The 24,943-nt window shown below is 63.9% G+C and carries 21 protein-coding genes; 9 read left to right on the top strand and 12 right to left on the bottom strand.

The features are described from left to right. Position 1: 1 nt before the first annotated feature. The 10 genes from LV82_RS07605 to LV82_RS07560 all read right to left on the bottom strand — a co-directional run bounded on the left by LV82_RS07605 (position 2) and on the right by LV82_RS07560 (position 10,603). Positions 2–988 carry an imelysin family protein gene (locus LV82_RS07605; RefSeq protein WP_104070488.1) on the bottom strand — a complete coding sequence of 329 codons (987 nt, stop codon included), beginning with the start codon at positions 986–988 and terminating at the stop codon, positions 2–4. Then, positions 985–2,649 carry a di-heme oxidoreductase family protein gene (locus tag LV82_RS07600; RefSeq protein WP_104070486.1) on the bottom strand — a complete coding sequence of 555 codons (1,665 nt, stop codon included), beginning with the start codon at positions 2,647–2,649 and terminating at the stop codon, positions 985–987. The genes LV82_RS07605 and LV82_RS07600 overlap by 4 nt, the downstream gene beginning before the upstream one ends. Next, entirely contained in the window at positions 2,585–3,070 is a 486-nt protein-coding gene (gene bfr / locus LV82_RS07595) for a bacterioferritin (protein ID WP_104070484.1), read from the bottom strand. Before bfr ends, LV82_RS07600 begins: the two co-directional genes overlap by 65 nt. After that, a complete protein-coding gene (locus tag LV82_RS07590; protein ID WP_104070483.1) occupies positions 3,018–3,311 on the bottom strand; it encodes a (2Fe-2S)-binding protein in 294 nt (97 codons plus the stop codon). Before LV82_RS07590 ends, bfr begins: the two co-directional genes overlap by 53 nt. Positions 3,312–3,368: 57 nt before the next feature. After that, positions 3,369–4,625: an imelysin family protein gene (locus LV82_RS07585; RefSeq protein WP_104070482.1), complete on the bottom strand. Its 1,257-nt coding sequence runs from the start codon at positions 4,623–4,625 to the stop codon at positions 3,369–3,371. Positions 4,626–4,639: 14 nt separating this feature from the next. Beyond that, on the bottom strand, positions 4,640–5,152 hold the full coding sequence (locus LV82_RS07580) for a hypothetical protein (RefSeq protein ID WP_146065142.1): 513 nt from the start codon (positions 5,150–5,152) through the stop codon (positions 4,640–4,642). A gap of 130 nt (positions 5,153–5,282) precedes the next feature. Beyond that, entirely contained in the window at positions 5,283–5,465 is a 183-nt protein-coding gene (locus LV82_RS07575; RefSeq protein WP_104070478.1) for a hypothetical protein, read from the bottom strand. Between the two features lie 612 nt (positions 5,466–6,077). After that, a complete protein-coding gene (locus LV82_RS07570; RefSeq protein WP_104070476.1) occupies positions 6,078–9,173 on the bottom strand; it encodes an efflux RND transporter permease subunit in 3,096 nt (1,031 codons plus the stop codon). Then, positions 9,170–10,327: an efflux RND transporter periplasmic adaptor subunit gene (locus tag LV82_RS07565; protein WP_104070805.1), complete on the bottom strand. Its 1,158-nt coding sequence runs from the start codon at positions 10,325–10,327 to the stop codon at positions 9,170–9,172. Before LV82_RS07565 ends, LV82_RS07570 begins: the two co-directional genes overlap by 4 nt. A 45-nt stretch (positions 10,328–10,372) precedes the next feature. Continuing rightward, the gene (locus LV82_RS07560; protein ID WP_146065141.1) at positions 10,373–10,603 is read right to left on the bottom strand and encodes a hypothetical protein; all 231 of its coding nucleotides are present in this window, start codon (positions 10,601–10,603) and stop codon (positions 10,373–10,375) included. A 541-nt stretch (positions 10,604–11,144) separates the two neighbouring features. Here LV82_RS07560 and LV82_RS07555 point away from each other — a divergent pair. The 7 genes from LV82_RS07555 to LV82_RS07525 all read left to right on the top strand — a co-directional run bounded on the left by LV82_RS07555 (position 11,145) and on the right by LV82_RS07525 (position 20,595). Beyond that, on the top strand, positions 11,145–11,597 hold the full coding sequence (locus tag LV82_RS07555; RefSeq protein WP_170063380.1) for a DUF3592 domain-containing protein: 453 nt from the start codon (positions 11,145–11,147) through the stop codon (positions 11,595–11,597). A gap of 362 nt (positions 11,598–11,959) precedes the next feature. After that, entirely contained in the window at positions 11,960–12,466 is a 507-nt protein-coding gene (locus LV82_RS07550) for a hypothetical protein (RefSeq protein ID WP_104070470.1), read from the top strand. Positions 12,467–12,469: 3 nt separating this feature from the next. Continuing rightward, positions 12,470–13,339 (top strand): hypothetical protein, encoded by an 870-nt coding sequence (locus tag LV82_RS15060; RefSeq protein ID WP_104070468.1) that lies wholly within the window; start codon positions 12,470–12,472, stop codon positions 13,337–13,339. Further along, positions 13,339–16,356 carry a carboxypeptidase regulatory-like domain-containing protein gene (locus LV82_RS07540; protein ID WP_104070466.1) on the top strand — a complete coding sequence of 1,006 codons (3,018 nt, stop codon included), beginning with the start codon at positions 13,339–13,341 and terminating at the stop codon, positions 16,354–16,356. The genes LV82_RS15060 and LV82_RS07540 overlap by 1 nt, the downstream gene beginning before the upstream one ends. Before the next feature lie 754 nt (positions 16,357–17,110). Continuing rightward, a complete protein-coding gene (locus tag LV82_RS07535; protein ID WP_104070465.1) occupies positions 17,111–18,379 on the top strand; it encodes a rhamnan synthesis F family protein in 1,269 nt (422 codons plus the stop codon). After that, entirely contained in the window at positions 18,379–19,353 is a 975-nt protein-coding gene (locus LV82_RS07530; RefSeq protein WP_104070463.1) for a sulfotransferase, read from the top strand. Before LV82_RS07535 ends, LV82_RS07530 begins: the two co-directional genes overlap by 1 nt. Positions 19,354–19,446: 93 nt before the next feature. After that, positions 19,447–20,595, top strand: a complete 1,149-nt coding sequence (locus LV82_RS07525; RefSeq protein ID WP_104070462.1) for a hypothetical protein — start codon at positions 19,447–19,449, stop codon at positions 20,593–20,595. A 66-nt stretch (positions 20,596–20,661) separates the two neighbouring features. Here the strand turns inward: LV82_RS07525 and LV82_RS07520 are convergent, their stop codons facing one another. Together LV82_RS07520 and LV82_RS07515 are read right to left on the bottom strand one after the other, a co-directional pair. Further along, a complete protein-coding gene (locus LV82_RS07520) occupies positions 20,662–21,723 on the bottom strand; it encodes an ABC transporter ATP-binding protein (RefSeq protein WP_104070460.1) in 1,062 nt (353 codons plus the stop codon). Positions 21,724–21,731: 8 nt separating this feature from the next. Beyond that, positions 21,732–22,523 carry an IclR family transcriptional regulator gene (locus LV82_RS07515; RefSeq protein WP_104070458.1) on the bottom strand — a complete coding sequence of 264 codons (792 nt, stop codon included), beginning with the start codon at positions 22,521–22,523 and terminating at the stop codon, positions 21,732–21,734. Between the two features lie 104 nt (positions 22,524–22,627). Between LV82_RS07515 and LV82_RS07510 the strand changes: the two genes are divergently transcribed. Next, complete coding sequence (locus LV82_RS07510; protein WP_104070456.1) at positions 22,628–23,881, top strand: ABC transporter substrate-binding protein; 1,254 nt, start codon at positions 22,628–22,630, stop codon at positions 23,879–23,881. A gap of 130 nt (positions 23,882–24,011) precedes the next feature. Continuing rightward, positions 24,012–24,941 carry a carbohydrate ABC transporter permease gene (locus tag LV82_RS07505; RefSeq protein ID WP_104070454.1) on the top strand — a complete coding sequence of 310 codons (930 nt, stop codon included), beginning with the start codon at positions 24,012–24,014 and terminating at the stop codon, positions 24,939–24,941. Positions 24,942–24,943 lie beyond the last annotated feature (2 nt).

Raw genomic sequence — 24,943 nt, 5'->3', positions numbered from 1 at the left:
GTCAGTCTCCGTCCTGTGAATTGAATCCGGCCGAAAGGCCAAGGCGCGATCCGATCCCGGCCTCGATCGCGGCCCGAAGATCGCGCACGCGCTGTTGAAGGATTTCCAGCCGCAGCCATGCCTGCGGGTCGGTGATGTCCTGAAAGGCGGGATCCACGATCCGCGATGCAGCTTCCTCCACACGCGCCAGGGCCGCGTAGGAGTCAGGCAGCGGACCATCGGCCAGGGCGGTTGCAAGCGCATGCGCCCCCCGTGTCGCGATCAGCACGTTGCGCAGCGACCGGCCGGAACGCCACGCCTCGGCGCGCCCGGACCTTGGCCGGTCTAAACTGCCCAGCGGGCGCCCGATCCTTTGATCGGCGGTGAATTCCAGGCTGGACAGGATCTGGGTATAGATCGCGCGCAGCGCTTCGGCTTCGTCCAGATAGACCGGATTGTCCGGCGCGCCGGCATTGCGCAGAAGCGGCGCGAACTCGACGCGCCATGCGGTCTCCAGGCCGGCGGCCTGAGCGCGCAGGTCGCCCGCGACCGCCCGGACCAGCGCACAGGCAAAGTCGTCGGCGCCATGATCCGACAGGGCCGGATCGAACAGAAGCAGCTCGAGCGCGAAAAGCCCCCGCCCGGCGATCGACACCGTCGCGTAGGCGGTCGGATCATGAACGACGGGATCCTGCCCTGCGATCATGCGGTCCAGGACGCGCCGGCCATGACCCTTCGGATCCGGCCAGAAGGCGATCGACAATGCCGCCTGTTCCGAAGGACCAAGGCGGATGTCCCCCACCGGCAGCCAGGCATCGAACGCGGCATGGAACGGTTCGCGCAATGCGGCCGCACGGCAATCCGCGCGCGCCGCCGCATCCAGCCGTTCGGCCGCCTGGGCAAATCGGGACAGACCCGGCAGGATGTGCCGCTCCAGCACGTCATCCACGCCCGCCCGGGCAGGCAGCGCGCACAGGATCGTCACGGCAAGAATGATCAGGTGTTTCACAGGCTCTCCAGGAACTTGACAAGGGCGGCCCGGTCCTCGGGCGGCATGGCGACGACGGCATCGCGCGCGGCGCGGGCTTCTCCGCCATGCCACAGGATGGCTTCCAGCAGCGACCGGGCGCGGCCGTCATGCAGGAAATAGGTATGGCCGGAAACGGTCCGGGTCATGCCGATGCCCCAAAGCGGCGGCGTGCGCCATTCGCGCCCATCGGCACGCCCCTCGGGGCGATGATCGGCAAGGCCCTCGCCCATGTCGTGCAACAGAAGATCCGTATAGGGCCAGATCAGCTGGAAACTTGCCGGATCGTCACCCTTCAGGCGGTGGGTGACGTAACTTGGCCGGTGACACGAGGCGCAGCCGGTATCGTAGAAGACCCTGCGGCCGCGCAGAACCTGCGGGTCGTCCACGTCGCGCCGCGCCGGAACGCCCAGCGTCCTGCTGTAGAAGGCCACGAGTTCCATCGCCTCGGCGTCGATCTCGAACCCGCCCTGTTCGGCATCGCCGCCATGGATCGCGTCGCGACAGGCGGTCTGGGCCTCGGTGCAGTCGCCCCAGGGTTCGGGATAGACCGGGTTCGAGATTCCGATATCGCCCGCAAAGGCGGATGCCGTCTGATCCAGGATCGTCGCCTGGCCGGCCTTCCAGCCGAACCGGCCCAGCATCGGGCGATCAAGGGCGCGCGACCAGACGATCTGGGGATTGCCAGAGATTCCGTCGCCATCGGCATCGTCCGGGTCTGCCCAGGCCAGGATGTCTTCGGCCGGAATCGCCTCCAGCAGACCCATACCGATCATCTGCGGCGCCACGCGCGGCGACAGCATGGCGTCGGGATGCAGCGGCCCATAGCCCAGATCCGCCGCGCGATAGGTCGGTCGGCGCAGGGTTGCGACCTCTCCGCCCGACAGGGGAACCTCGATTTCTTCGTATTCCACGCTCAGCCGGTATTCCGCCGGGATCCCGGGCAGGCTGAAATCCTGCAGCTGTCCGCCATAGACCGGGTCCGGCGCGGTCGGATGGGTCCCGGCGATATAATTCTCGATCTCGGCCTTGGCGGTCTCCAGATCCACGGGGATCGACACGCGCAGGAACATCGAGACGGCATTGTCGCCGGGCCCCTCGGGCGGATGTCCGCGGCCATCCTTCAGGTGGCATCTCTGGCAGGACCGGGCGTTGAACAACGGGCCCAGCCCGTCAGAGGCGATGGTCGAGGACGGCGCGGACACCCACACGCGGCGGAACAGGCCGTTGCCGACCTTGAAATCCAGCTCTTGCTGAAAGGTCAGATTGGCGGCGGGCTGGGAAAACGCATCGGCATTCGCGCGTGGCCGCACCGTCTGCGCCCCGGCCTGATTGGCCTCGAACGGCCAGGGGCCGGAAAAGTCCCCGGGCCAAGCCGTCACGCGCGCAATGCGCGCGCGCTCGTCGTCGGTCCGGGAAATGAAGTCCAGATGCGCGTCCTCGAGCCCGGCCCAGGGCGGCGTGCCGCCGCGGACCGCGACCGGCCCGTGCCCGAGGCCGTCCCCGGGGCCATCCCCGGCGCCGACGGGCAGGACCGGAAAGGCCAGAACGGCGACAAGCGCCGTTCCGGCAGCCAGGCTACTCGGCCTGATCCATGGGCGAGGCGTTGAGCTGCGCGTAACGCTCGGGCCCCAGCCGGTCATGCAGCGCGATCTGGGTCTCCAGAAAGTCGATATGGCCTTCTTCATCGGCAAGCAATTCCTCGAAAAGCTGCTTGGTGACCCAGTCGCCGACCGAGGCGCAATATTCGCGCGCCTCCTTGTACAGCGCCCGGGCCTCCTGTTCGGCCGCCAGATCGCATTCCAGCGATTCGCGCGGCGTCTGGCCCGTGCGGATCGGGTCAAGCTTCTGCAGGTTCGGGTGACCCTCGAGAAAGATGATGCGTTCCATGATCTTGTCCGCGTGATGCATCTCCTCGATCGATTCCTCGCGGCTCTTCTTGGCCATCCGCCCCAGACCCCAGTCCTGCTGCAGCTTGTAGTGCAGCCAGTACTGGCTGATCGCGGTCAGCTCACTGCGCAGCGCGCGATTGAGATAGTCGATGACCTTCGGGTCGCCTTTCATCGGGTTTCTCCTGTGTTGCCTTGCGGGACAGCCCGCGCAGTTGCATGGGAACTTCGACGTTAGGGGATTTCCGCATCGTGTCGACGAAAAGCGACATGCAGCCTCCGCAATCGGCGCTCTTGCCCAGGGCGCGATAGACCTTTCGCGGGGTGATGATGGCGGTGGGATCGGCCGCGCGCATCCAGTCGATGGCACGGTGGATGTCCTGGTCCGTGATCCCGGTGCAGTGACAGACGATCATTGCGGCCTTCCTGTCAGGGGTGGCGGGCGCGGCCCCCCGCGCCCCGCATCCGGGCGGTCACTGAAAGACCGCGCCCGGGTTGTCGAGACTGTCGGATCCCTCGATGGTCACATCGCCCAGATCCAGCGCGGCGACGACACGCTCGATCCAGCGAGTCTGGGCGATCAGGGCCTCGACGCCATCCATGACAAGCCTTTCCCCGCCGGCATTGCCGCGCTCCAGCATCTGGTCATAGGCTAGACCGGCCTCTGCGGCGGACTTGATCCGCCCAAGCGCCATCATGGTTTCCATCAGGCTCTGCCGCATCCCGATATCCAGCGTCGGGTCCTGGCTGGCCACCAGCTCGGCCAGCGACGGCCCCGATACCCGCGTCCCGTCGATGCGGACATAGTCGCCCAGATACACGTTCGCGATGCCCAGCCCGTCGTAGTAATGGCTGTTGTGGGTATTGTCCGAGAAGCAGTCATGCTCTTCCTCGGGGTCGTTCAGCATCAGGCCAAGCCGCATCCGCTCGCCTGCCAGTTCGCCATAGGACAGCGACCCCATGCCCGTCAGCATCGCGCGCAGGCCCGCGGATTCGTCCGCCGTGACCGCGACGCGCGCGGCGGCGCCCTCTTCCCACTGGCTGGCCATCCATTCCAGGTCCTCGACCAGAAGGTCGGTCACGACCGAAAGATACGCTGCCCGCCGGTCGCAATTGCCATGGGTACAGTCGTCACCCCGGGCGTAATCGGTCCATGGGCGGCTGCCCGCCCCCGGGGCATGCCCGTTCAGATCCTGCCCCCAGAGCAGGAATTCGATCGCATGATAGCCCGTGGCGACATTCGCCTCGATCCCGTCGGCCTCGTGCAGCGTCTCGCGCAGCAATTCGGGCGTGATCCGCGTCGCATCCACCTCGCGACCGGACAGGGTGAAGACCGGGTGGGCAATCACGTTCAGCCCGGCAAAGGGATTCTCGTCGCTCTCGCCACCCATCTCGACATAGTCGATCAGCCCTTCGTCCAGGGGCCAGGCATTGACCCGCCCTTCCCAGTCATCGACGATCGGGTTGCCAAAGCGAAAGACCTCGGTCTGCTGATAGGGCACACGCGCGCGGATCCAGGCCTCGCGCGCGGCCTGAAGCGTTTCGGGCGAAGGCGTGGCAATCAGCGCATCCACCGCTTCCTTCAGCTTGCGCGCCGCCTGCAGGCTGTCGGAATAGGCCGCATGGGCAATGTCGGCATAGGTGTCCAGGACTTCGCCTCGCTCCACGGCCCAGACCGGGAAGGCGGTCGCGGCGGTCGCCGCAAGCGCGGCCAGAAACGCGTGTTTCATCTTGTGCCTCTCATTCAGTGTCGATGGATTGGTTTGCCGGTCACGTCCGGCCTGGGCAGGTGATCGGCGACGCGCGCCACCCGCAGGAAAGCCCGCCCCATCCGCTGTGCCATCCGGACGACCGGATATGCGGCATCACCGCGCGTCAGGGCGGCGGCGAACAGCAGGGCGTCGTCGCAATCCCCGACGGCCGCCGCGGCGATCATGTTGGCAAAGGCGCTTTCGTCGCCGCCAAGACAGCCGCAATCCAGCGCATGGTGCATGATCGGGCGGCGCGCATGGCGCGTCAGGACAGTCATCAGCGCATCGAACTCATCGGCGGCCTCGTCGCCGGCAATCTCGCCCATGACAAGGCGAAAGTCCCTTGCGATATACCCGCGATCGGGCAGGCCCGCGCACCAGGCGCGGAAGTAGAAGACCGCCGTCATCTCCAGTGGCGGCAATTCGCGCAGATGGCCCACCGGGGCCGCGCCACGCTGCGGCAAGGCGCGCCGCGCGCCATCCATGTCCCGAAACCGCAACTTCATCTTCCGATCCTTCGCACGCCGACCCTCTGCCTGCCGAAGCTGGCGCCGCCCGATACTGGGCACCAGTCGCGGCCCACCGGCCCTGCCCGGCCGTCACGTTGACCCCGACAGGCGGCTGGGACGACCGGCATCATGGCTGCCGCTCGATCCGGTCAAGGACATGTTCCAGCCATTGGCCGCCGGGAAATGCCCCTCCGACGGCCAGATGGACCAGCTCCTGCCAGCACAGCGCGCAATCGGAGGCTTCGTCGCGGCCGGTACGGTCGCGCCGGTCGCCGGACGGTGTCTCGACAAGTCTGATCGCGACGGACATACGGATAACCTTACTGCCTGATCCAACTGGGATTGTACGCGCTGCTGGCAGATAAATGACTGAAACAGTCAACTATGTCAATCAATAGTTGACAACTTCACTTGGTAATTTTGCCGTATGCGGCCGCCCGGTTTTCCGGCGGGCCGGGAACTGGTCGATCTCGGGCGCCGGGTTGGCCCCGTCCCTGAAACTCGCCTCTGCCCAGACAACGCCACCGCCAAGCATCGTGGCGCACGGCAGAACACGTATGGCATCGCGATCGACCGGGATTTTCGCGCATCTTGCGAACAACGATCCGGAAGATTCGCGGTATCGAACGCGTGGCGCGGGACGGGTTCGACAACCCGCCCGGTTGTCCGGGACAGGCGGTCAAGTCGATCACGCCGTGGCAGGATTTTTACCAATCGGCCGGCAAGGCGGTCCGCGCAACCCGGCAATCCCATGTGCCTGACCACGTTGCCGACGGGACGCTCGGCATCAAGTGGCATGTGACACCTGCGCGCCGCGAATCGGCCCAAGGACCGAATGAAACGCGCCCGCAGATACTGTTTTCAGATCGACCAGAACCGCCGGGGCACGGTGCGGACGGCGCCCCGCGCCCCGTGGCACAGCCTATGCCGGTGCCGAGTGTCCACGCTCGGCGGCCAGGCGTTTGGCCGCCGCACCGGGTGTTGCGCCCCAGACCGCGATCCAGCGATAGAAGATCGGCGTCAGGAACAGCGTGAACACCGTTGCGAATCCCAGTCCGCCGACGATGACCCAGCCCACCGCGACGCGGGCCTCGGCCCCGGCGCCCGAGGTAAGGACCAGCGGCAGGCCGCCGAACACCGTCGAGACCATCGTCATCATGACCGGCCTGATGCGCAAGCGCAGGGCATTTCGAATCGCGCTGTCGATGTCTTCGCCGACCTCGCGCAGCTGATTGGCGAATTCCACGATCAGGATGCCGTTCTTGGCCATGACCCCGATCAGCATCACCAGCCCGATCTGGCTGTAGTAGTTCAGCGAACCCCCGGTCGCCGCGATGGCCAGAACCGCAGCCGCAAGCCCGAAGGGCACCGTCAGCATGATTGCCACCGCGCTGGCGAAACTTTCGAACTGGGCCGACAGGACCAGAAGCACCACCACCAACGCCACTCCGAAGACCAGGTAGATCGACGACATGCTTTCGTTCAGCGTCGCAGCCTCGCCGGTGAAGATAATGGCCATCCCGTCCGGCAGGACTTCGTCGGCGATCTGCTGCAGCCGATCCATTGCCATGGACAGATCCACGCCTTCTGCCAGATTGGCTTGCGCCGAAACGGCTATTGCCCCCCCCTGCCGTTCGATCTGGGCCGGCCTGACCACGGTTTCCATCGTGGCCAGCGAGGACAGCGGCACGAAAGTGCCATCGTCAAGCCGAACCGAGATCGAGGCAATGTCGGACGGATCGTCCAGCGGCGGTCCGCCGGGAACGACGTTGATGTCAACCTCGGTATCGTCCTGGAAAACGCTCACGGCTACGTCGCCCTGTACCAGCGCGCGGATCAGCGCGGTGACCTCGGAGGGTTCCAGCCCCATGTCATTTGCGGCGTCGTCGTCGACCGTGACCTGCAGCTGCACATCCACGCTGTCATTTGACAATTGCGGGTTCAGGAAGGTTTCATCCTGCGCCATCGCGGCGACAAGGCTTTCCGCGGCCTCGGTAATCGCTTCCAGGTTGGAACCGGTGACGGCAAAGCTCAGCCCGTTGCCCGCCCCGCGTATGTTCAGGCTGTTGGTCGAAATCGCGTTGACCTGCACGCCGGGGATCAAGGCAAGCTGCCGACTGATCTGCGCCATCAGTTCCTGCTGAGTGAAGTCGCGGGCTTCCCAGTCGGGCAGCCGCACGATCGCGAAGGCGCTGGTGCCGCCGCCCACGCCGATGATGCTCTGCACCGCTTCGATCTGGCCGCTCTGTTGATAGTCGGTCAGGATGTCCTCGACCTGGGCCACCTCGCTGTCGAGATAGTCAAGCGACGTGTCCGGCGCGCCCCGCACCCGTATCAGAAAGAAGCCCCGGTCCTCGGACGGGGTTACGGTGGACGGCAGGTTCGCGCCGGTTCCGATGGCGATGATGACGAAGCCGACCGCAACCGCCAGCACCGGCAGCGGGTTGCGGATCGCCCAGTCCATCACCGCGTCAAAGCCGCGGGCAAGACGGGTGGCCGATCTGGGCGCCGCGACAGGCGCCGTCACGCCCCTGCCCGGGTCGAGAATGCTCGCCAGCACCGGCGCAAGTGTCAGCGCCGTCATCGACGAGAGCGTGACCGAAAAGGCCAGGACAAAGCCGAATTCGGAAAAGACGCCACCAGCCTGGCCGGGCATGAACGATATGGGAATGAACACGGCTGCCAGCGTCGCGGTGGTCGAGATGACGGCGAAGAACACTTCGTTGGTGCCCGCGGCCGCCGCCGCGAAAGCCCCCATACCCTGCCGGCGCTTGCGGACGATGTTCTCGATCACCACGATGGCGTCGTCCACGACCATGCCGGTGGCCAGGACCAGCGCCAGCAAGCTGATGGTGTTGACCGAAAACCCGGCAAGCCAGATCGCCGCCACCGTGCCGATCAGCGCGACCGGAATGGTGATTGCCGGAATGACCGTCGCCCGGGGCGAGCGCAGGAACAGGAAGATCACCGCGACCACGATGACCGTTGCCATCGCGATCGACTTCACCACCTCCGAGATCGCCCCCTCGATGAAGATTCCATCGTCCGAGGTGATGACCAGCTGCACATCATCGGGCAGCTGGTCGCGCAGTTCCTTGACCGCATCGTTGACGGCGCGCGAAATCTCCAGCGTGTTGCCGACCGACTGGCGGGTGATGTCCAGCCCGACGGCGGTCTGCCCGTTGACCCGGGAATAGATGCTGGCTTCCTCGGGCGCGAGCTGGACCAGCGCCACATCCGCCACCGAAGTGGTGGCGTTGATGCGCAGATTCTTGATGGTGTCGACGGTGACATCCTCGTTGCCCACGCTCAGCGTCAGGGTCTGCGACTGGCCATCCAGTTCGCCCAGCGGGGTATCGTCGCGCAGGGCCGACAGCGCGTCGCTGACGTCGAAAATGGTCAGGCCCCGGCCCAGCAGCGACGGCATGTCCAGGGTCACGCGGAACTCGTTCTGCCGGTCGCCGCGGATCGTGACCTCGGCGATGCCATCGATGGTCGACAACCTGTCATAGACCGGGCCCTCGGCGATGCGGGTCAGTTCGTCCAGCGTCGCATCACCCATCAGCGCCAGGCGGATGATCGCGTTGGCGTTCATATCGCTCTTGGACACGGTAGGGTCGTCCACGTCATCCGGCAGAGACCGCATGGTTGCGGACACGATCTCGCGCGCCTCGTTGGCCGCGGTGTCCACGTCGATCCCATCCGAAAGGTCGATGGTGATGCGGCTGGAACCCGAGCTGGATTCGGATTCCATGTAGGACAGGCCGTCAAGCGCGCTCAGAGCATCCTCGAGAACCTGGGTCACCTCGGTGTCGACCGTCGCCGGGGTCGCGCCTTCATAGGTTGTGCGGATCGACAGCACCGGCCGATCCACGTCCGGCATCTCGCGCACGTCCACGCCGCTCAGCGCGGCCAGGCCGGCAATGATGACCAGCAGGTTGATGACAAGCCCGAAGATGGGCCGGGCGACAAAGAGATCGGCAAGTCCCGTCCTGTGCAGCACCTTCTCCAGGCTCATGTGTTCGACTCCTTGGCGGAACGCAACGCTTCGACGTCCTGCACCATTGAGCCCTCGCGCAGCTTGGCGGCGCCTTCGATGACGACGCTGGCGCCGACCGGCACGGTGGTATCCAGCCAGACTCGTTCGCCGTCGCGGTACCTGATGGTGACCGGCACGCGCGCGGCGCGGCCGTCTTCGACCACCCAGATGCCCGCCCCCGAGCGGTCCCATGTCACGGCCGTTGCCGGAACGGTCGGCAGGGGATCGGTTTCTTCGATCATGCGCACGGTGAAAGTCATGCCCGACCACAAAAGCCCTTCGGTATTGTCGACCTCGGCCTGTACGGTCACGCTGCGCGTGACCGGGTCAAGACGGCTGTCAAAGGCTGTGACGCGGCCCTGAAACACGCGGCCGGCATGGGTCGGCGTCCCAAGCAGGACCGTTTTGCCGATCTCGAGCAAACCCATGGAGCGTTCGGGGATCTCGAATTCGACCACCAGGGTCGAGGAATCGTCGATGGTCACGATCACGTCGCCGACATTGACCACGTCGCCCACCTGTACGTCGCTCAGCCCCATGCGCCCCGAGATCGGGGCAATGACGCGGCGTTCCTCCAGCGCCAGCCTGGCCATGCCCACGTTCGCTTCGGCCAGCCGCAGCGCAACTTCGGCCTCGCTCAGCGTGACGTCGGTGACGGTCAGGTTGCCGTTGGCGCGCAGGCTCTTGTAGCGCTCATAGGTGTCGCGCGCCTGATCCCGCTCGGCCTCGGCGACCTGCAGCGACAGCCGCTGCGACCGGTCGTCAAGCCGCAACAGAACGTCACCCTTTTCGACATGGGCATTTGCCTTCAACGCGCTCTCGACCACTTCGCCGGTTTCGCGCGCGGTGACGTCGGCCTTGCGAAGCGACCTGGCGGTGCCGACCGTGCGCAGCACAAGGGAATAGCTGGTTTCTTCCAGCGGCGAGATGACCACGGTCGTGGCCTGGCCCCGCCGCATTCCGCCCCCCGGCGGTCCGCCGCGTGCCTGCTGCGCCGTGCCAGCGTCGGCTTCCGAGCTTTCGGGCGTTTTGCCCTGCCACAATTGTGCGACCGGACCAGGCATGCCAAAGGTCATGCCATAGGCCCCCGCGATAATGCCGAGAGAGACGACAAGAATGACTGTGTTTTTCACGAATTTCACCCGGGGTTGTGGCGGCAGCCAGGATAATGCCTCGCTTCAACGGATCGCCGGCCGCTTTCCGTCGCATTTTTTTTCGTCATGAGCGTTGCCCGCTGACACGGTTTCACGACCGCAGACCGCGCCGGACCATGAGCCCGCGCGCATCCGGCAGGGCATGTCGTGACCCATGTCGGCCATGGCCGGGAAAGAAGGGTCTGAATCGGTACGGGTTTGCCGGATCTCCGTCTGCCAGGCAGGATCGCGCATCATCGGCACGACGACGAACACGTTTCCCCAAGATCGCGCGACCCGGTCGGTATTCATCAGCGAGGGTCGGCGCCGATTGGACAGGCGCGGAATTGTGCCGCCTCGTCTGTCTGACGTCCGGACCCACCGAACAAGTTTCGGGGTTCGCGACGGAGGATCTCGCTTCGCGGACCCTCGGTTCCGATAGTGTCCCGGGAATTGGCGTGCCCTTGTTCTTCGGCATTGGCTTGGCCGCAGTTGCAGGGCAGAGATGTTCGCCGCGCCCATGGGGTCAGTGTCGCAAAAGGGGCGACGGTTTCCAGTGTCATGTAGCGCCGCGTGATTGCCCAATCGTCGTCTTGTTCCAGCGGTGAGCCATTGATGCGCCATCCAGGTTGACCGCGACGGCCACTATGGCCACGATGCTGGCGATGAGGCGCGCGACGGCCACTGGTTCGAAGGCTGCCCCGAACGCCACGACGCCGCACCTTGATGTCGGTGGCGCCGCGCCACAGGCAGGGCCATTCGCCTTCCGGCGGGCGGTTCAAGTTTCATCGGGACGGGCGAGGAACGGAGACAGGTCTTGGAAGCTCGGGGAGGCAATTCTCTTCTTGCTGCGATCGCGGCCATCGTCATCGGCATCGCCGCGATCGTCGCGTCCCTGATCTTCCATCATGCCGAGGATGCGTTTCTCGCCACGGCAGTGCGGACGACGGCGACCGTCATCGACAAGGACAGGATCCGGCACCCCAATCCCAGTCGCTCGGATCGCTTCCGCCTGACCTACCGTTACACGATTGACGGACGCACCGTCACCGATACCAGAACCTGGACGACGACGCGGCGGACCTTCAACGCGCTGGACGTCGGGGACAGTATCGAGATCGTATACAGGGTCGACGAGGACGGACGCGGGCATGAAAGCCGGATCCTGACCGGCGTGAACCGGGGCTTGCCGATTGGCCCGATAATGGTCGGGCTGGTGTTTGTTCTTGCCGGAATGGGGCTTGGCATGCGCATTCGGGGCGCCCACTGACAGGCGGGCGGAACCGCGCGACCCGCGCAGTGGGGGATCCTTCCCGGTACAACCCTGAAGCGATGCAACGGGTTGTCGGCGCGGCGCGGGCTTTGCTAAACTTCGAAGGATTTTCAAGAGCAATTCTCAAGGAACAACATTTTGTCCCTTGGCCGGATCACGAAGCTGCGCGGCGACCGCGCGTGGATTTTGCAGACAGGGTGGCCGCCGGCGGTGCGGCCGGGCGCGTCAGGGCATGTAAGACGCGCCTTGGCGGGGGCGGCGCGTGCTTGCGCGGCCATCGCCATACGCCGCGTCCCGCGGATCCTGTGCCTATGCGCCCGTCCGGATCCATGCACCAGTTCAGAAGGAGGGTTCCAGGCATGATCCTTGCCACGCGCCCAAGCGGGCTTTTCGGGGGTCTTCTTGCGATGCTGCTGATGGCCGGACAGGCGCAGGCGGATCTGCTTGAGGCCGCCGAGACTGCTGCCCCCATGCAAAGGCTGGAACTCGCTTCGGATGCCGAGCTTGGCGGCCGTTCGGTTCTGGTGACGGGAGCGGCAGACCCGACCGGGCAACGCTATCATGTCTCCAAGGTCGATGTGATGAGCCCCATCGTCGTCAAGGTTCTGGCCGATGACATCGAAAAGCCCATCGAGGTCAGCCTGCACCGCGTGATCTGGCAGTCCGCAGATGCCGCCGGCACGACCGGCCCGGACGGCATCTTCGACTTTACCGGCCGCATCGACGACGAGTTCGGAATCTGGCTCAGGGCGGACGAGCCGTCGGCCTATCACCTGTTGGTCTGGATTGGCGATCCGGTGCCCGTCGAGGTGCCGCCGACCTTCTATATTGACGGCCAGCCCATCGCGGCTCCGAAGGAGAATTGACCCATGTCGCGCGCTGCATCCCCCGTTGTCGCATGGCTGGCTGCCTTGGCCGTTCCGCTTCTGGCCGCCGCGTCAGTCGAAGCGCAGTCGGATGGCTTGGGTGCCGCCGGCGACTCCGGGATCTTCGTGCCCGGCGGCGAAAGCTCGTCCGTCCCCGGGGACGACTACAAGCCCGAGCCGAAACCGGACCCCAAATCGGACCCCAAGTCCGATCCCAAGTCCGATCCCAAACCCGAGCCCGGTGCGGAAGCCGACGCTGAGGCGCCCAAGGATGGCGCCGAACCGGCCGGTGACGACAAGGGCGATGGCGGAACGGACATCAAGGATGTCGAGCAACGCCTTGAAGTCGCGAGGTCCGACATCCGGTCTTTGCGCGATCAGGTCGCCGCGAATGCGCGCGCGATACAGGAATTGCGCATGTTGCTGGAAAGCGACCGCGATGCCGAGCCAAAGCCGAACGAGGATCTCGTGCCATTGGACGCCGATTGCAAGGGCGACATGTCCTGCGTCTACTGCCTGATGGATGTTCAGGACGAGATGGACGAACTGGCTTTGCTGTTCGAGAAGCTCCAGCTGATCTACAGCCGCTACAAGGACACGTATGATTACGCCGTCGCCTTTGGCGATGCCGCATCCGGTTTCCACGGCGCATCGGGGCTGGCCTGGAACAGTGTCAAGATCGGCCTGTTGAAAGGGCTGAAACAGCTTCAATCCGCCTATGACGACAAGTACGACGAATTCATGGCAAAGGAGATCGAACTGTTGAAGGCGGCAGATGCCTGCCTGCCGCCCGGCGCGCCACCGATCTCGACCTCGATTGCCGCGCGCACGCGCCTGAACATGCTGGCGATCGCCTACAAGCGGAAGGACTGATGAAACACCTGTTGCGCACCACACGGCCCCGCGCCGCCGCGATTGTCGCATCGCTTTGGGTGGCCTGTCTTCTGGCCTTCATGTGGGTTGCGCCGTCGCATGCACAGACTTCGGGGCTTGACGCCTTTCGCCAGCAGCTCGAGGAGCTGGACATCACCGCCCTGCCCAATACTTTCGCGGAGCTTTCGGCCTTCGAGAAGGGGATCGCTCTTGATGCCATCGAACAGCGTCTGGACGCGGCGGATGCGCAGGGTGACGATCGGGCCTATCGTGCGCTCGACCTTTTCCTTTCCTTCCTCAACACCAGGGCAATTCGCGAGGCCGCGGCCCGGGCCGGATCGGAACCCTCTGCCGCGGTCTTCGGTGTCGTCACCGATGCCGGGACAGGCGTTCCCCTGGCCGGGGCGCGCATCGCCTCGGCGGGCTATCATGCCCTGTCGGGGTCAGACGGCAGTTTCCGCCTCGAGGGGCTTCCGCCGGGTCTGCGCAGGTTCACGGTGACGCTTCCGGCGGGCTATGACCCGTTCGAGGAAGAGCTTTTCCTGCCACCGCACGAACCGGTCGAGCTGAACCCAAGGCTGCAGGCGGCCGAGGGCGCCCAGATCGGTCGGATCGTGGGGAGCGTCCGCGATGCCGAAAGCGGCGCGCCCTTGGCAAGCGCCACGGTGCTGATGTCCGTTGCCGGCGGCGAGAACATCGGGCTTGGGCCTCGCGTGGCCCGTACCGATGCCGCGGGTGAATTCGTCTTCGATCAGGTGCCCGCCGGGCCCGCCCGGCTGGTCCTGGACCCGTTTGCGCAAACTGCGGATTTCTACGCCGCGAATGGCTACAAGCTGTTCAGCAGGACGCAAGTCGACATCGAGCTTGCCGCGGGCGAAACCGCCACGCCCGAGATCGTCGTGGCCGTTGCCGGTGCCAAGCCGGTCAGGCGCACGGCAACCGTCACGGGGCATGTCCTCGATTTGGCGAGCGGCGCGCCGATCCCCGGTGTCAGCGTATTCATCGGGCGCAGCAGCGACCAAAGCGCGGCCGATGGCAGCTTTCGCGTACGGCAGATCGAGACGGGCAGCCGCAAGCTGATCGCCGAACATCCAGACTATCTGGAGTATCGGCGCGATCTTGGCGCGCTGACGCCCGGAATCCACGAAATCGAGCCGATCCTGATGCAGCCCGCCGGGACAGGCAATCTTGAAGGCGAAGTCGTGGCCGCCGACACCGGGCGGCCGGTGGCCGGCGCGCGGGTCGTGGTCGGCGACCGCGAGACCGAGACCGACATGGACGGTGTCTTCCGTCTGCTTGCCCTGTCGGCGGGTGACATGGCGGCCACGGTGTCGAAGGAACGTTATCTGCCGGCCACGACCGCGATCGTGGTCGCCGAGGGTGAAACCCTGCAGAAAAGGATCGTGCTGGAGCCCGTCACGACGGGCAGGATTGCCGGAGAAGTGCGCGATGCCGAGTCCGGTCGCGCGCTGGCAGGGGTCACGGTTGAAATCGGCGCGCTTGCGCTGGCGACCGACTCGATGGGCCGGTTCGAAACGCCCGACCTGCCGCGCGGACCGATCACGCTGCTGGCCCGGCACGACAGCTATCACCCGGTATCCCACGGCGCCGAGGTGGTGCCGGCGGAGACCGTCGAGGTCGTGATCGCGCTTGCGCCGATCACGACCGGCGACTTGCGTGTGCGGGTGCGCGACGACGAAACGGGCGCACCAATCGAAGACGCCACCGTGCGACTTCGTGATCGTGTCGCGCGGACCGATGCCGCGGGCGAGGTCAGCTTCGCCGGTATCGAGGCCGGTCACATCGTGGTTTCGGCCGAACGCGAGGGCTATTTCGGGGGCACGATCGAGGTCGAATTGCCGCGGGCATCTGCGGTGACTGCGGAATTGCGGCTGGCACCGGTCACAACGGGCGACATCGTTGGCCGCGTGGTGAACGCCAGCGACGGTAGCCCCGTCCAGGGGGCCACGATCCGCGCGCCCGGCGCCTCGGCCAAGACCGACACGGACGGTCATTTCCGGCTTGCCGGCCTTGCCGCGGGGCCGATCACGCTGAACGCGACGGCAGACTTGTTCGAACCGGCGCAACTTGCCCTGCGACTTGGCCGGAACGAGACCGTCGAGCTGCGCCTCGAGATGACACCGATCACCCATGGCAGGATCGCGGGGCGGGTGATCGACGCCGACACCGGCCGTGCCCTGCCGGGGGCTCGCGTCACGGTGGGCGATCTGGCAGCCGAAAGCGAGACCACCGGAAGCTTCGTCCTTGACCGGGTCCCCGCGGGCGAGATGACGCTGATGGCGCAGTTTTCGGGGTATGTGCCCGGAACGAAGAGCGTCCGGCTTGCGCCCGGCGCGACCCTGGACGTGATCGTCGAGCTTGAACCGATCCGGACTGGCATCATTTCCGGCCGCGTGGTCGATGCCGAGACCGGCGAGCCAATTGCGGGCGCTCTTGTCTCGGTCGGCGGCAGGGTGAGCGAAACCGACGCGAACGGCGTCTACCGCATCGAAGGCGTGGATGCGGGCACGGCCGAGATCAGGGTGCAATATCCTGGCTATCGGGCCACGGCGGCTGCCGGCGAGGTGCCGCCGGGCGGGACAGGGAAACAGGACATCGTCCTGTCGGTGCGTCAGGAGACGGCCGATGAGATCGACAGCGCCCTGTCGCAGGATGGTGCCATTGACCTTTACGGCATATATTTCGACGTCAACGACGACCAGTTCACACCGGCCTCGCTGCCGACCCTGCGCGCGCTCAAGGCTTTCCTTGACGCCAATCCCGAACAGGCTTTCGTTCTCGAGGGACACACCGATTCCGACGGGGCGGAAGCCTATAACCAGGATCTGTCCGAGCGGCGCGCCGCCTCGGTGCTGCGGTGGCTTGCTGAGAACGGCGTCGCGACGGATCGGATCACCTCTGTGGGCCTTGGCGAAACGCGCCCGGTCGCAAGCAATGCAACCGCCGCTGGCAAGGCGTTGAACCGTCGCGTGGTCCTGCGCCGCGGCGGAAACTGACCCAAGGGTCTTGTCCGGGGGGATGAACCGGCGCCGGTTTAACCGGATAGCTGGGCATGTGCCCGAGCACGTGCTTGTGTCTGGAATGGAAATCATCGCCGATGGACCTGTCCCGTTCTTGTGCCGCCCTCGGGAATGGCCTCGTTGTTCTTTTCCGGCATGGGCGTCCCTTGGTGGAAAATCCGGGCGACGCCGGACGCGCATCATCGGAATCTTCCCGGGGGCGTTGCGCCATTAGTTACATACCATCGCTAATCGGCCATCAGGCGGCGGGTGCGGCATCTGCACCGCTTGCGCGATCCGTGTCCCTGCCCCCGCGCACCGCGACGCGCAAGCGTGGGCTCAGACCTCGCCGCACTATCTGGCAACCCGGTCCGGCAGCAGCGTGAACGACCCAAAGGCCTCGGCATGGGGGATCGTCTCGACCGGTGTCTCGCGCAGATGCCGCCGGTGAACGCGGTGGACGACACGGCACCAAAGACGCTGAACCGACTCAATCGTCGATTGTGCCTCATGGCACACGGCATCACCTGCCCAAGTTCAAGGACTGGCTGGAACACAGACGCCTGATCCACGTCCCGGCCGGAAATCGTTTCTGTCCAACAAGATACACGGCGCGACCTGCCAGGACGCACTGCAAGGCAAGGGGCGGGCAGGCGGCGCCGGATCATTTCGCGGTTGATTGCCAGTTGTGCTTGCACCGCGTCTCTTCTAGATACCGCCCTGACCGAGGGCGACTTGGTAAGGGGTAACGATGAAGATCATTTCGCGCATTCACACGGCCATGCTGTATCCGATGGCCCGCGCCATCGTCGGCGCGCAATCCGAAGCTCAAAGGCTGCGGACCCTCACAAAGAAGCCGCGGGTTCATTTCGAACGCCCCTTTGAAGGGCAGCGAATCGTCCTGCTGGCACTCTACCAGAAGGGAGAGCTTCGCCCGGATCTGGTGCGCCTGCTGAAAGCCGCCAAGGCACAGGGCCTTTATGTGCTGGGCGTGAACACGCTTCGCCTGCGCGACCCCGAAAGCGTGCGCGATCTGATCGACTGCTATATCGAACGCCCCAATTTCGGCCGGGATTTCGGCAGCTACAAGACGGGCTTTCTGCATCTTTATGCACGGGGTTGGGAAAAGACCTGCCCGCGCCTGCTGATGATCAACGATTCCGTCTATTACTCGACCCGCGGTCTGGACAAGTTCCTGACCGACATGACGACTTCGGATGTCGAGGTACTGGGCGCGACCGAGAACTACGAGATCGAGTACCACCTTGGGTCATTCTGCATCGCGATGTCGCAATCGGTGCTGACGCATGAAAGATTGCGCAAATACTGGCGCAAATATCCCCTTACCGACGTGCGCCCGATCGTCATCAAGCGCGGCGAAATGAAGCTGTCCAAGACGCTGAAGCGCTGCGTATCCGTTCCGAACCAGTTCCGCGCGCTCTACAGCAGCGACCGATTCCTGAACGAGGTCCGCCGCAGCCCCGAGTTGCAGGATCTGGTGATAAAGGATGCCAGGACCGGGTCGTACACCCCGGCACCGCGCTTCAGCGTCGAGGCTGTAACCAAATTGCTGTCCGGCAGATTCATTGCCCGAGAATATGCGATCAGCGACAAGCTGGAGGTGAGTGTCGACACTCCAATCAAGGATCTGAGCAAGGAAACCTTGATCACGGGCCGCGAAGATCTGAAGCGATACTTGCTTCGCCACGTATCCGATGCCGACCTTCAGAAATTTGATCCGCTCCTTAACGATGCCTTGTCGGCTGTTGCCTCTGAAGTGTTCATGCTTGGCAGCCAGATACACCAGAACGCAGCGATCCTTCTGGAGATCGGCTTGCCCATCATCAAACTGGACGGCATGTATCGCGGAATGTTCAACACATATGACGTCATGCGCATCCAATCGAAACTACCCGCGGACGAAGCACGCGAGCTAAGCGCGATCCTGCTTGAGCGTCCGTACGGCGGACAGATGCTTTACGGCTGGAAACGCGCGGCATTCATGAAGGGGTTGATCTGATGTCTCAGGTTGAATTCATCCTCGGCGGGTACGAGAGGGGCGGCACAACGCTTCTGTCCGAGATCTTTCGGGCAAACGGATATGAATCCGGCTTCGAATGTGGCGTTCTTCTGGGACGCCATCCCTCCGAAATGCCCAGGATCCAGCCCTACTGGGACATGCTCCTGAACGGTTGGAAGATTGACGATGTCACCCGGAAAGAAGCGATCAGGGGTGACTTCGATCACTTTTACCGCGTACTTACGCGGGCGGCTTTCCCCAACCATTCCGGTCCATTCTTTGACAAGACTCCCAAGTATATGGAACACTTGGGCTTGTGCCTAAACAGGGCCCCGTTTCTCAAGGGCGCAGTAATCATTCACCGCGATCCGCGCGCTTTCTTCGTTTCTGCCGCCAAGCGACTTGCCCCGAATGTTGCCCCCGAAGAAGGCGTGGATGTCAACTTCAAGCACCTTGCAGACCATTATCTTTCCTACTTTATCGGGTCCATCGCCCACTTGTCGCAACCCAATGTCCTCTTCGTACCCTTCGAGGAGCTTGTGAGCAGGGAAGATGCGTGGCTGAAGACGTTGGGAATGTTCGCGATCGGCAAACCATTTCAGCCACGGCAAAAACCACCACGCTTCGTCAACGTGACCTCATCGAAAATGGATCTGTCGAAAATCGTTGAGTTCGACGAAGTCCTATCCAGGAAGATGCAAGAGCGTATCCTAGACGCGACCCGCCTTGCTGCACCTTTCTTCGCCAGCCCGGTCGAGCGTGCAAGGTTCGGCGACCTCTGGGAGGAAACTATTGACAAAGCCAAACGGCGACTCAAGCAATTCGACTTGCCTGCAGTGGGCATGGTGGTCGAGGGAAATTACTTCGAGCCATTGACCTACCTCATCCGTTATCCCGACATCCTCAAATCCGGCGTCAATCCTGTCAACCATTATCGCAACCGTGGAATTCGCGAGAAACGCATTCCCGCTTGACGGTGACGTAGAGGAACAGGAAGAGCGGCTGACCGTCCATGAAGAATTGACCGTAACATTCCGGCGATACTCAAAAAACCTTTGGCACAAGACATGCGTAGACTCAGCCTGCATATCGGAACGCACAAGACCGGATCAACCGCGATACAGGCGGCATTCGATGGCTATTCATGGGGCGATGCACGTTATGCGAGCCTTGAATTCAGGAACCATTCGATACCCTTTTACACGGTCTTTTCCGGCAAGCATCAGGATTATCACATATGGCGTTCCGCGAATCTGACGCCTGCGGAAATTGAGAAAAAGAAACAGCAACTCCATCGCCTGATCGAATCGGAAATCGGGTCGGATACGCGCCATCTGATTGTATCAGGAGAAGATATTTCTTTGATCGATCACAAGGGAATAGAAGCCATCGCCGATCTGTGCAGCAAGGCAAACAGAAAAGTCGATGTCATCGTCTATGTGCGCGACCCGGTATCGTTTACCCAAAGTGACTTTCAAGAAACAATCAAGAGTGGTTCAGTTCTGGCGCGACCGCCATATATGAATTATCGCAACCGAATCGAGAAATTCCTAACGATCTTTGGCGCCGATCATGTCACTTTCCGGCACTACGACAGATCGAAGCTTGTCGATGGCGATGTGGTTTCCGACTTTTCCGAAGTTATCGGTGTCAGAAAACCACGCAAGACGGCGACCGAGAACACGTCATTGTCGACCGAGGCCGTGCGCATCCTGTGGGCGCTGAATTCTCTTGTGCCCAGGTTTACGCCGGACAAGGCAATCAAGATCGCCCGCACGTCGTTGATCGACCATCTGCGCACCGTCTTCCCGGGCAAGTTCCAGTTCCCGGAAAGTATTTCTCGCAGTCTGATCGATATCGAGGACGTCGAATGGCTAAAGCACAATTCCGGTATCGATTTCACCCCGGTCGGTCCCAGGCCCGGGCCGTTCGACAACAAGGAATACCTGGCATTCCTGAATGCGTTCACCGATGAAATGACGACGAAATTGCGCGATCACGTTCAGGGCATCGCTTCCGACTGGAACGATACCGATGACCGGGTCGGGCTCGTTGCGCGCTATTTCATGACCTTCCTGCGTGACCGGGACCAAAGAGCAGCAGACTTCTCACCGGGCAGATACCTGGATCTCAATCCGGACGTTCGTCGCGCGGGCGTCGATCCATTCGTTCACTTCGTCAAACACGGCTTTGAAAAGGGTCGGCGCGTCGTCTAGACCGTCAGGCCGGCATGTCGTTACCGGCCTGATCCAACGCATCCTCTCATCCGTCGGAGGTCTTCCCTACCGCAGCCGCTTCTCGGTCTGCGCGTCGAAGAACAGCGCGTCGGCGGGGTCAAAGTCCACGCGGACGCGCGCGCCTTCGGGGGCGGCTTCGTCGCTGCGGGTTTCCACGATCAGCTTCTCGCCCGACGGCCCCATCAGATAGTCATAGGCCACGCCGCCCAGACGCTCGCGGATGTCCAGAACCAGCGAGCCGTCGGGGTCTTCCTGCACGCTCAGATGCTGGGGCCGCAGCCCGACCAGCACCTTCGAGCCTTCCGAGGGCAGCCGGACCGATGTCGGGATCGGGCGACCCGACAGCACCGGCGCCACGACCGCGCCGCCGCGCACCTCGGCCTCGACGAAATTCATCGAAGGCGACCCGATGAAGCCCGCGACAAAGCGGTTGTCGGGGTCGCGATACAGGTCCATCGGGCTGCCCACCTGCTCGATCCGGCCCGCGCGCAGCACGACGATCTTGTCGGCCAGCGTCATCGCCTCGACCTGGTCATGCGTGACATAGATCATCGTCGCGCCGATCTCCTTGTGCAGACGCGCGATCTCGACCCGCATCTCGACGCGCAGCTCGGCATCCAGGTTCGACAGCGGCTCGTCGAACAGAAAGACCTCGGGTCCGCGCACGATCGCCCGGCCGATCGCCACGCGCTGGCGCTGGCCGCCCGACAGGGCCTTGGGCTTGCGGTCCAGCAGCTGTTCCAGCTTCAGGATGCGCGCGGCCTCGGCCACCTTGGCGGCGATTTCCTCGCGCGGCACGCCGTTCATCTTCAGGCCAAAGCCCATGTTCTCGGCCACCGTCATGTGCGGATACAGCGCATAGGTCTGGAAGACCATCGCCACGCCGCGCTCGGCCGGATCCAGGTCGGTCACGTCGCGGCCGTTGATCTCGATCCGGCCCGCGCTGGTCTGTTCCAGCCCCGCGATCATGCGCAGCAGGGTGGACTTGCCGCAGCCCGAAGGCCCCACGAAGACGCAGAACTCGCCCTCGGCCACATCCAGGTCGACGCCATGGATCACGTCCACGTCGCCAAAGCTCTTCTTCACCTGTCTTAGGGTGACGCCCATCTGTCAGTTCATCCTTCGACGATTTCGGGAAAGCGCCAGCTTTCCGCCTCGGTTGCGATACGTCCGGCGACCTGCTTCAGCAGATCGGCCTGTGCTTCCAGTTGGCTCAGGCTGCTGCGCGCCGTGGTCGATGTCAGCGACAGCGCCCCAAGCGGCCGGCCCGAGCGGCCGAGAATCGGCACCGCGCAACAGATGATGCCGGGCTCGTGCTCCTCTCGGTCGAAGGCATGGCCCGCGGCGCGAATACGCGCCAGCTCGTCCATCAGGGCCTCGACCGTGGTGATCGTGTTGGGCGTGTGGCGCAGGAAGCTTTGCCGCGCCAGCGCGTCGCGCAGCGCATCGGGCGGCAGATAGGCCAGGATCGCCTTGCCCACCCCGGTGCAATAGGCCGGCCCGACCTTGCCCGCCTGCGAGAACATCTCGACCGGGTTGCGGGCATTGCGCTTGTCCACATACAGCACCTGCCCGCCATCCAGCTGCGCCAGGTGCACCGTCTCGCCCGTCATCGCGGCCAGTTCGTCCACATGCGGCCGCGCAATCGGCGCCAGAGAGGACTGCGCCCAGGCCGCATGGGCCAGCCGCACCAGCCGCAGCCCCACGGCATAGGTGCCGGCCTCTTCGTCATGCGCCACCATCTCCTGGCTGACCAGCGTCTGCAGCAGACGATACAGCGTTGCCTTGGGATAGGATGACCGATCCAGCAGTTCGGTAAAGCGCACGGGCCGGCCGTAGGCGGCTACCGCCTCCAGCACGTCCAGCGCCTTGCCCACCGTTCCGTCGGCATGACCGCGTTCGGCCATCACATCCTCCTCCTCGCTTGTTGACAAGCATAGCGAGTCGTTTCATAGTTTCAATATTCAAAATCGTGTTTCACTATACGAAACCTAGGGAGGACCACATGTCAATGAAACGGACAGGCCGGACAATCGGCGCGCTGGCGCTTGGAACCGCGCTTGCGCTGGCGGGCACGGCCATGGCGCAGGAAAAGCGCGTGCTGCGTTACTATGCCGACTATGACCCGATTCCGCTGGCGGCGATGGAAGAGCTGATCGCCGATTTCGAGGCCGCGAACCCCGACATCGACGTGCAGCTGAACAATTTCGACCACGAAGGCTACAAGACTGCGATCCGCAACTTCCTGTCGGCGGATGCCCCGGACTTGGCCAACTGGTATGCCGCGAACCGCATGCGCCCCTTCGTCGAGGCCGGCCAGTTCATGGACGTTTCGGATGTCTGGCAGGAAAACAACCTGTATGACGCGCTTTCGTCCTCGGTCGCCTCGATGACGATCGACGACAAGCAGTGGGGCATTCCCTATACCTATTACCAGTGGGGCATCTACTATAACCGCGATGCCTACAAGGCCGCGGGCGTCGAGCTGCCCGGCCCCGATGGCGTCAGCTGGGACCAGTTCGTCGAGAACTGCAAGAAGTTCCAGGCCGCGGGCATCGACTGCCTCACCACCGGGACCAAGGCGCTGTGGCCGGGGGCCGGTATCTTCGACTATCTGTCGCTGCGCACCAACGGCTATGACTGGCACATGAAGCTGACCGGGGGCGAGATCCCCTGGACCGACGAATCGGTGCGCAAGGTCTTTGCCGAATGGGCCAAGATCCAGCCCTACATCACCAAGGACCACGCCGCGCTTGACTGGCAGGATGCCGCGTCGCTGCTGGTTCAGGGCAAGGCCGCGCATTACGTCATGGGCAATTTCGCCGTCGGCGTCTTCAAGGAAGGCGGCATGACGAACGAAAACCTGGGCTTCATGGTCTTCCCCGAGATCACGCCGGGCATCCCGCGCGCCGAAGAGGCCCCGACCGACACGATCCACATCCCCTCGGGCGCCAAGAATGTCGAAGACGCCAAGAAGTTCCTGGCCTTCGTGGCTTCGGCCGATGCGCAGACCAAGCTGAACGCCAAGATCGGCCAGCTGCCGACGAACAAGTATTCGACGGTGGGCGACGATCCGTTCATCAAGGCGGGTTTCGAATCGCTCTCGACCGCCTCGGCCCTGGCCCAGTTCTTCGACCGCGACGCGCCGGCCGAAATGGCCAAGGTCGCGATGGAGGGCTTCCAGGAATTCATGGTCAAGCCCGAAAACCTGGACCGCATCCTCGACCGGCTCGAGAAGGCGCGCCAGCGCATCTACAAGAAATGATCTGACGATCCGTCCCGCGGGGCAGGTCCTCGCGGGACCCCTTCGATGACGCGGCGCGGTCGGGCTTTCCGGCCGCACCGGCTTCGGGGCCAGCCCCCTTCCCTTTCGCGCAACCGACGGAGCCGCCACGATGACCCGTCCCGCCCTGCCCGCATCCAGCGCCGAGCGCGTCAGCCGCAGCTGGTGGCGCAGCAACCAGCGCCGCCTTGCGCCATGGCTGTTCCTGGCGCCCGGCATGATCATGTTCGCCGTCTACGTCATCATCCCGATCTTCCAGAGCATGTGGATCAGCTTCTATGACTGGGACGGCCTGGGCGAAAAGATCTGGATCGGGCTCGACAATTACCGCGAACTGCTCGACGACGACGCCTTCTATACCTCGCTGAAGAACAACGTCATCTGGCTGGTGCTGTATCTTCTGGCCATTCCCGCCGGACTGATGATCGCGATCTTCCTGAACCAGAACGTCTGGGGGATGCGGCTTTACAAGTCGCTGTTCTTCTTCCCCTTCGTCATCAGCCAGGTCGTGGTGGGCCTGATGTTCTCGTGGTTCTATGCCCCCGATTTTGGCCTGTTCTACCGCCTGATCGAGCTTCTGACCGGACAGGGCATCGCGGTGCTGGCCGACGAACGCTATGTCACCTATGGCATCATCGCGGCCGGCCTGTGGCCCCAGATCGCCTATGTGATGATCCTGTACCTGACCGGCCTGAACAACGTGGCCCCCGACCAGGTCGAGGCCGCGCGGCTGGACGGCGCGCGCGGCTGGCGGATGCTGTGGTATGTCATCCTGCCGCAACTGCGCCCGGCGACCTTCATCGCCGTGGTCGTGACCGTGATCGGCGCGCTGCGCAGCTTCGACCTTGTCTCGATCATGACCGATGGCGGCCCCTACGGGTCCAGCCGGGTCCTGTCCTTCTACATGTACGAACAGGCGCTGTCGGAATACGGCTATCGCATGGGCTATGGCGCGGCGATCGCGGTCGTCCTGTTCGCGATCATGATGGTCTTCATCTCGGGCTTCATCTGGAAGATGTGGCGCGACGAGGCGGAGCGATAAGC

This window comes from Albidovulum inexpectatum (assembly GCF_002927635.1).
GTDB classification, from domain to species: Bacteria; Pseudomonadota; Alphaproteobacteria; order Rhodobacterales; family Rhodobacteraceae; genus Albidovulum; species Albidovulum inexpectatum.
Note: the sequence above shows the minus strand (reverse complement) of the source record. Positions and strands in the feature narration are given on the sequence as shown.

Excerpts from the sequence above, each read along its gene's own strand:
- LV82_RS07600 (WP_104070486.1), bottom strand. The coding sequence starts at position 2,649 with ATGACCGGCTGGGGCCCGAGCGTTACGCGCAGCTCAACGCCTCGCCCA.
- bfr (WP_104070484.1), bottom strand. The coding sequence starts at position 3,070 with ATGAAAGGCGACCCGAAGGTCATCGACTATCTCAATCGCGCGCTGCGC.
- LV82_RS07590 (WP_104070483.1), bottom strand. The coding sequence starts at position 3,311 with ATGATCGTCTGTCACTGCACCGGGATCACGGACCAGGACATCCACCGT.
- LV82_RS07585 (WP_104070482.1), bottom strand. The coding sequence starts at position 4,625 with ATGAAACACGCGTTTCTGGCCGCGCTTGCGGCGACCGCCGCGACCGCC.
- LV82_RS07580 (WP_146065142.1), bottom strand. The coding sequence starts at position 5,152 with ATGAAGTTGCGGTTTCGGGACATGGATGGCGCGCGGCGCGCCTTGCCG.
- LV82_RS07575 (WP_104070478.1), bottom strand. The coding sequence starts at position 5,465 with ATGTCCGTCGCGATCAGACTTGTCGAGACACCGTCCGGCGACCGGCGC.
- LV82_RS07570 (WP_104070476.1), bottom strand. The coding sequence starts at position 9,173 with ATGAGCCTGGAGAAGGTGCTGCACAGGACGGGACTTGCCGATCTCTTT.
- LV82_RS07550 (WP_104070470.1), top strand. The coding sequence starts at position 11,960 with ATGATCCTTGCCACGCGCCCAAGCGGGCTTTTCGGGGGTCTTCTTGCG.
- LV82_RS15060 (WP_104070468.1), top strand. The coding sequence starts at position 12,470 with ATGTCGCGCGCTGCATCCCCCGTTGTCGCATGGCTGGCTGCCTTGGCC.
- LV82_RS07540 (WP_104070466.1), top strand. The coding sequence starts at position 13,339 with ATGAAACACCTGTTGCGCACCACACGGCCCCGCGCCGCCGCGATTGTC.
- LV82_RS07535 (WP_104070465.1), top strand. The coding sequence starts at position 17,111 with ATGAAGATCATTTCGCGCATTCACACGGCCATGCTGTATCCGATGGCC.
- LV82_RS07530 (WP_104070463.1), top strand. The coding sequence starts at position 18,379 with ATGTCTCAGGTTGAATTCATCCTCGGCGGGTACGAGAGGGGCGGCACA.
- LV82_RS07525 (WP_104070462.1), top strand. The coding sequence starts at position 19,447 with ATGCGTAGACTCAGCCTGCATATCGGAACGCACAAGACCGGATCAACC.
- LV82_RS07520 (WP_104070460.1), bottom strand. The coding sequence starts at position 21,723 with ATGGGCGTCACCCTAAGACAGGTGAAGAAGAGCTTTGGCGACGTGGAC.
- LV82_RS07515 (WP_104070458.1), bottom strand. The coding sequence starts at position 22,523 with ATGGCCGAACGCGGTCATGCCGACGGAACGGTGGGCAAGGCGCTGGAC.
- LV82_RS07510 (WP_104070456.1), top strand. The coding sequence starts at position 22,628 with ATGAAACGGACAGGCCGGACAATCGGCGCGCTGGCGCTTGGAACCGCG.
- LV82_RS07505 (WP_104070454.1), top strand. The coding sequence starts at position 24,012 with ATGACCCGTCCCGCCCTGCCCGCATCCAGCGCCGAGCGCGTCAGCCGC.